Genomic DNA, 6,220 nt, shown 5'->3' on the forward strand with positions numbered 1-6,220 from the left:
GCTATCAGGAACGACAGCAGGAGGGTCGCTCGTCCCAACGTTAGCCCCGCACGCTCTCGACCCAGAAGTCGGCCGCGCGGGCGGCCGCCGCTTCAGGCGGTGGCGGGGCGTTGACGCGAAGCCACAGAGGATCTGCGCGGTTGACTTCCGCGTCCCGGATGACGCCCGCCGGGTCGTGTCCCTCCTGCACCATCCGAATGCAGCGCAGCATGAGCTTGCGGCACGCGGGGATCACGCTGTCGGCGGACCCCAGATGCTCGCGCGTGCGGTCCTGGATCGGGCCCGCCCCCTCGTTCACGCAGGCATCGTGGGGCGGAAACACCGGTCCCATGCCCGTGAATGTCGCCGTTCGCTGCTCCTCGCGATCCTGCAGGTAGCGGTTGGATAGGTTGCGGTAGGGCCGATAGTCCGCCCCGACCAGCGCGTCCGTCCATCCGTGGCGCTTCTCCTGGAGGATGGGCCCCGACTCTTTGAATGCCATGATATAGAGCCAGTGGTGCGTGTCGTCGATCGGCACCCGCCAGTACAGCATATAGCCATCGCCGTAGGGCTGCGGGCCGCCGCCGGTCAACGCCAGGCTGGGAAGTAGGAAGCCGGGCCGTCCGTTGCTCCAGACCCCGAAGTCGGTCTCCTCGATCTCGGTCGGGCCATAAAACTTGCCGCGCTCCGGGGTGCGGAACTCGGTGTTGTTCTCGCTCGGATGCGCCTGGAGGAACCTGGCGCCGCTCTCCGTGTTCAGGAAGCGATGCAGGAACCGGACGTGCGTGGAGTCCTCGTTGCCCTCGAGGCCCTGGAGGTAGTTGCACTCGTGGTAGTACTTCGTCATTACCCGCCGCTCCGGCGGCGCCGCCAGCACCGCGTACGCCGGCAGCAGCGGCGGCTCGCCCGGGCCCATGTAGGCGAAGATCACTCCGCCCCGCTCCTGGCACGGGTACGCCGGGTGCCGGATCGTGAGCCGCAGGTTGCTCCCCTCCGGCTCGGCGGGCGTCTCCAGGCACCGTCCGTTCACGTCATACAGCCAGCCGTGGTAGATGCAGCGCAGCCCGCCATCCTCCGCCCGCCCGTACGAGAGATCCGCCGCGCGATGCGAGCAATGGATGTCGAGAAGACCAATGCGGCCCTGATCATCCCGGAACAGCACCAGATCCTCGCCCATGATCCGGAGCGGGATCGGATACGTGCCCAGCTCCTCGGACAGCGCGACCGGCTGCCAGTAGCGCCGGAGCAGATCGCCGCATGGCGTCCCGGGATCGGTCCGGGTCAGCAGCTCGTTCTCTTCTTTGCTCAGCATGGCGGTCCCTCCTCCAGGCTCAGAGCGTCGGCATACCGGCGAATAGGTGCGCCCATTTCTGCACGATCTGGGCGGTCAGGTCGGGACTATTGCGGTTGACCGTCAGGAATTCATCCTTCCACGCATAGGGCCGACACGCGTTGACTACCGTGCTGTCCGCTTTGTAGCGGATCCGGCCTGGCCGGTGGGTTTGGATCGCGCGCCGGGGGCGATGCGTGGGTCGAGCTGCCAGACGGCCGTGCCCGGCACCAGCGTCACGGCGGTCTCGGGGATGCAGCGGCTGGCGATCGCCCACCGCACCTCCTCGGTGTTCGCGGGATCGATGTCGTCAGCGACCACGACCCAGATGTGGTGGCCGCTGTGCTGGTCGCCCCCCGGCTCCAGCGCCTGGATCAGGTCGGCCACGTGGCCCTCATACATCTGCTGTACCGCCACCCCGCCGAAGTTCGGCCGCGCCAGCCCGAATACGGCCGCCACCCCCTGGATGCTCCGCCGTCAACATCTTTGGCCCCCTGCGACAGGTGGTGCCTAGTCTATCACGCGCCGCGAGCGCGGGCCCCCCTCGGAGTCCCCGCCCATCCCGCTATTGACGCACGTGGCGCCTATGTGATCAAATCCCCGTCAACTCCATGACGAATCCCCTGATTGGCGGCCTTGTTGCCGCCACGATTCTTTTGAGCGCGTGCGGGGCGTCGCAGAGCGCGACGTCGCGTCCGGCGGCGTCTGCTTCCACCACCCCGGCCCAATCAACTACGCTGGTCATGGTGATCAATCAGGAAGTGAAGAACCTCTCCGCGAAAGCCTATGGGGGCGTGAACCCGGCCCGAACAACCCGCGTCTTCAACGCCGGGCTGGCCATCGCCGACGCCCGCGGCGAGTTCCGGCCCTACCTGGCCGAGGGGCTGCCCCAGCTCCAGACCGAAAGCTGGCAGGTATTCCCGGATGGCCGGATGGAGACGACCTGGACGCTGCGGCCCGGTCTCACCTGGCACGACGGCAGCCCGCTCACCGCGGACGACTTCGTTTTCGCGAACCAGGTCTACTCGGCGCCGGGGCTCGCCGGCGTGTTCGTGCCCACTCCCCAGAACCTGATCGATCGGATCACCGCCGTCGATCCCCGGACCATCCGCATCTCCTGGCGCACCTCGTACCTCCATCAGGGAGAAGGGCTCGATCCACTCCCGCGGGCCATTCTCGGCGAGTCATTCGCGGCCTTCGAGCAGGATCCGGCCGGCCAGCGTGACCCCTTCATGTCTCAGCGCTACTGGACCACGGAGTTCGTCGGGGTCGGGCCGTTCAAGCTGACCCACTGGGAGCCCGGGGCCCAGCTGGAGGGAACCGCCTTCGATGGCCACGCGCTCGGCCGACCCAAGATCGACAAGATCGTTCTGCGGATCATCACCGATGGCAACACCGTGCTGGCCGCCCTGCTCGCCGGGCAGGTACACATGGTGGTGACCGACGTCATCGGGATCGAGGAAGCAAACACGCTGAAGGGCCAGGGCGGCTTCAACGACGTCGACAAGAAGGGCGTCATCATTCCCACCTCGACCGCGATTATCACCCTCGACATCCAGCATCGCCCGGAGTTTCTGGGCACCCCGGCCATCGCCGACCTTCGGGTGCGGAAAGCACTCGCCCACAGCCTGGACAAGGCCGGCATCATCGAGGGCCTCTATCAGGGGTTGGGGTCAGTCGCCGACACGTTTGTGCGGCGCGAGGCGCCCTTCTTTCCCGACGTCGATCGAGCAATCACAAAGTACCCGTTCGACCCGACGAAGACCGAGCAGTTCATGAACAGCGCCGGCTTCGTGAAGGATCGTGAGGGGTTCTTCGTCGACGCGGCCGGCCAGCGATTCCAACCCTCAGTCATCTATTCGCTCGGCCCTCAGCGCGAGCAGCTGCTGCCCATCATGGTGAACTCCTGGCAGAGCGTAGGCATCGACGTTCAGGGCACGCTGGTCCCCAACCCTATCCGCAACGACCCCGAGCTCAACGCCACGTTCGCCGGCGGCGTGGTGCACGGCAACGGCATGACCAGCGAGGTTGGTGGAGCCCAGAGTCTGGTCAGCGATCAGATCGGCACCGCCGCCAACCACTGGAGCGGCAACAACCGCGGCGGCTGGACAAACCCCGACTACGATTCCTGGTGGGACCGCTACAACAAGACCGTGGTCCGCGCCGACCAGATCGAGGCGCTGACCCAGATGATGAAGATCCAGAGCGAGCTGCTCCCCAGCTACCCGCTCTACTATCTGCTGAGCGTCGTTCCTCACGTCGCGGCGCTGAAAGGGCCCCAGGGCGACGCGTCCCACTGGAACATCTACGAGTGGGAGCTCGCGGGCTGATACCCAAGATCTTGCCGTGTATCCTGATCCTGCTGGCCCTTCTACGAGCGACAGGGCCAGGTCTTCGCTGACGGCCTCAAACGGGCCGGAATCGACGCGTCGGTCAACGTCATCCCGGCCGAAGCAGTCGGTGACCAGAGCGTGCGTGCATTGGCGCCCGGGCTCCACATCGAGACCGGGCCCACGATCAACCTCTACCAACAGTCCACGTCGGTCGCCAGTCCAACAGCCGAGAACCACTGGCGGGGCAACAATCTGGGCGCCTGGGCCAGCCCGGAGTCCGACCGCTTCTACGATGCCTACGCCAAGGCCCTCGAGCCGACCGAGCGCGTCCAAGCCATCGCCGGCATGGAGCGAACGTTTACCCAGACCGTGGGCTCCATCCCGCTCTACTTCGACGTCGTGGTAACCGCGCACACCGGCAATCTGGAGGGGCCAGTGGGACGGGAGACGCCAGACTCTGCGCCGGATTACCGAAACATTCAGCTCTGGCGCTGGACTGAATAGAACTCAACTACCGAATGACGCCTTTGGCTTTGCGCCACTGGGCAAGCCTCTCGGCGTCGATGAGGCCGCGATCGACGAGGTTCTGACAGGCGTCGACTGCGGCCTCCTGCCGCAGGACGTTCCCTGCCTCGAGCCGCCGGTCGAGGCGACCGGCCGCGACCATGCTGTCGATCACCCGCTGGAGGGCGGCTCGGTCCACCTGTCCGTCGAGGGCCATGCTGCCACCAAACATGCGGGGATCGTTGTCATCCTCCGCGCCGTCGTCGCGGAGACGGCGGACCTTGCGCTCGTCCTGGTTAAAGGTCGACTGGCGACAGCGGGTCTCCAGGTCATGCATGTACGCGTGGTTGGCGGGATCGATGGAGAACCAGTAGCCGCGAAGGTTGGCCCGCAGGAAGGCGCGCAGATCGGCGCCTCGCTTCTCGATGGTCTCACCGGTCGCGACGACGACCCGCCCGGGCGGCCAGGCGCCCTGTTGGAGGAAGAAGTCGGGCAGATCGAGCACGAGGGGGTGTCCCTCCCTCAGGAGCTGTTCCGCGCGGGGGCCGGACGCCGGGAGCACGGTGATCTCGCCCGAGCGGAGCGCGTCGTCGGCACCGCCAGCCCCGTAGGCGACCGCCGAGCTCTCGACCCAGTCGACGTCGTCGGGGCCGACGCCGAACGTCTGCAGAGCGAGCATGATGCCGATGTGCATGCCCCACCGATCGCGAATCATGCTGCGGCCGCCCTTAATCTGCTCGGGTCGAGTGATTCCCTTCGCCCCGATCAGCTTCGGCGCCGATTGCACCCGCCAGCCGCCCACGATGAAGACGTCCTCGCCGAGAGCCCGCTGCCTGATGGCGGACCACACATTGACCGAGGGCGCGATGTCCACGCCCCGCTCCCACATGACACGGCCAAGAGCCTCCGGCTCCCATTGGGCTGGGATCAGCCCGCCTCGCAGGTACACGTAGCGGTCGAGCCCTTCCTCTTTCGTGAAGCCCTGCTCTTCGGCGGCCAGGAATGAGCGCTCATGGCCGGTGTGGAAGCTGGAGTTCGCAATGACGATGGGCTGATCCAGGCCGCTCATGTCGCGTCCTTACCTCCTTGCGGGGAGAGATGCCGTATCGGTCGCCCGAGCGCCCCAAGCACATGTCGGCTTAGTCAGACAGGGGACTTCACCCAGCGCCCGCGTGTCGCGGCGAGCATAGCCTCGATCTCCGCCTCGGACGCGGGCACATTACTCTTCAGGAAGAGCGGATCGACCGCGTTGACTCGGGGGTCGCGAATGACTCCCGGCGGGTCCGTGCCCTCCTGCACGGCGCGAATGCCCTTCAGCAAGAGCTTTCGGCCCGCGACCACCGACATATCGATGGAGCCGAGCACCTCCCGCGTCCGGTCCTGGATCGGGCCCTGGGTCTCGTTGGCCAGCGCGTCCTGCACGACGAACACCGAGCCCATGCCCGTGAAGGTGCTCGTCTTCTGCTCGTCCCGGTCCTGGAGGTAACGGTTGCCCTGGTTGCGGGTGAAGTGGTAATCGGGCGTCATCAACGCCCAGCTGCGGCTGTGGCGGCGCTCCTCGGCGATCGGGCCCGACCGCTTGAACGAGAGCACGAACAGCCAGTGGTGGGTGTCGTCGATCGGTACCCGCCAGTAGAGCTGATAGCCGTCGCCCTCGGCCTGAGCGCCGCCACCGGTCAGGCATAGGCTCGGCATGATCAGATCCGGCCCGCCGCTGCCATTTGCGTAGTAGGCCCACACGCTGAAGTCGGTCTCCTCCACACGCACCGGCCCGTAATACTGTTCCTCTTCGGCCGGGTCCCGGTAGCGGGCGGACTCACCCGGATTCAGCTCGCGGGGATGCTCGCTGAGCGCCCGGGTGCCGGCCTCCGTGCGCAGGAAGCGGTGCAAGAAGCGGACGTGGGCGCTGTCCATGTTGCCCTCAAGCCCCTGCAGATAGTTACATTCGTGGAAGTGCTTGGTGGTGAACCGGTTCTCCTCAGGGGCGGAAAGCACTTCGTAGTTCGGCAAGAGCGGCGGATCGCCTTCACCCATGTAGGTGAAGATGATGCCTCCCTTCTCCAGGCAGGGATAT

General features: G+C 66.4%; 6 protein-coding genes. 2 read left to right on the plus strand and 4 right to left on the minus strand.

Annotation, left to right across the window (positions count from 1 at the left end; genetic code table 11):
* Positions 1-40 precede the first annotated feature (40 nt).
* The gene (locus VFC51_17295; protein HZT08782.1) at positions 41-1,291 is read right to left on the minus strand and encodes a Rieske 2Fe-2S domain-containing protein; all 1,251 of its coding nucleotides are present in this window, start codon (positions 1,289-1,291) and stop codon (positions 41-43) included.
* 144 nt (positions 1,292-1,435) lie between these two features.
* Positions 1,436-1,768, minus strand: a complete 333-nt coding sequence (locus VFC51_17300) for a hypothetical protein (GenBank protein HZT08783.1) — start codon at positions 1,766-1,768, stop codon at positions 1,436-1,438.
* Positions 1,769-2,055: 287 nt separating this feature from the next.
* Here VFC51_17300 and VFC51_17305 point away from each other — a divergent pair, with 287 nt between their 5' ends.
* Together VFC51_17305 and VFC51_17310 are read left to right on the plus strand one after the other, a co-directional pair.
* Positions 2,056-3,639 (plus strand): ABC transporter substrate-binding protein, encoded by a 1,584-nt coding sequence (locus VFC51_17305; GenBank protein ID HZT08784.1) that lies wholly within the window; start codon positions 2,056-2,058, stop codon positions 3,637-3,639.
* 141 nt (positions 3,640-3,780) lie between these two features.
* Positions 3,781-4,146: a hypothetical protein gene (locus VFC51_17310; protein HZT08785.1), complete on the plus strand. Its 366-nt coding sequence runs from the start codon at positions 3,781-3,783 to the stop codon at positions 4,144-4,146.
* Between the two features lie 7 nt (positions 4,147-4,153).
* Here the strand turns inward: VFC51_17310 and VFC51_17315 are convergent, their stop codons facing one another.
* Both VFC51_17315 and VFC51_17320 read right to left on the minus strand, forming a co-directional pair.
* Entirely contained in the window at positions 4,154-5,215 is a 1,062-nt protein-coding gene (locus VFC51_17315; protein HZT08786.1) for a hypothetical protein, read from the minus strand.
* A gap of 74 nt (positions 5,216-5,289) precedes the next feature.
* Positions 5,290-6,220 (minus strand): hypothetical protein (locus VFC51_17320; GenBank protein HZT08787.1); only part of this gene is annotated, 931 nt, incomplete at its 5' end.

It is taken from the genome of Chloroflexota bacterium, from assembly GCA_035652535.1.
Classification (GTDB): domain Bacteria; phylum Chloroflexota; class UBA6077; order UBA6077; family SHYK01; genus DASRDP01.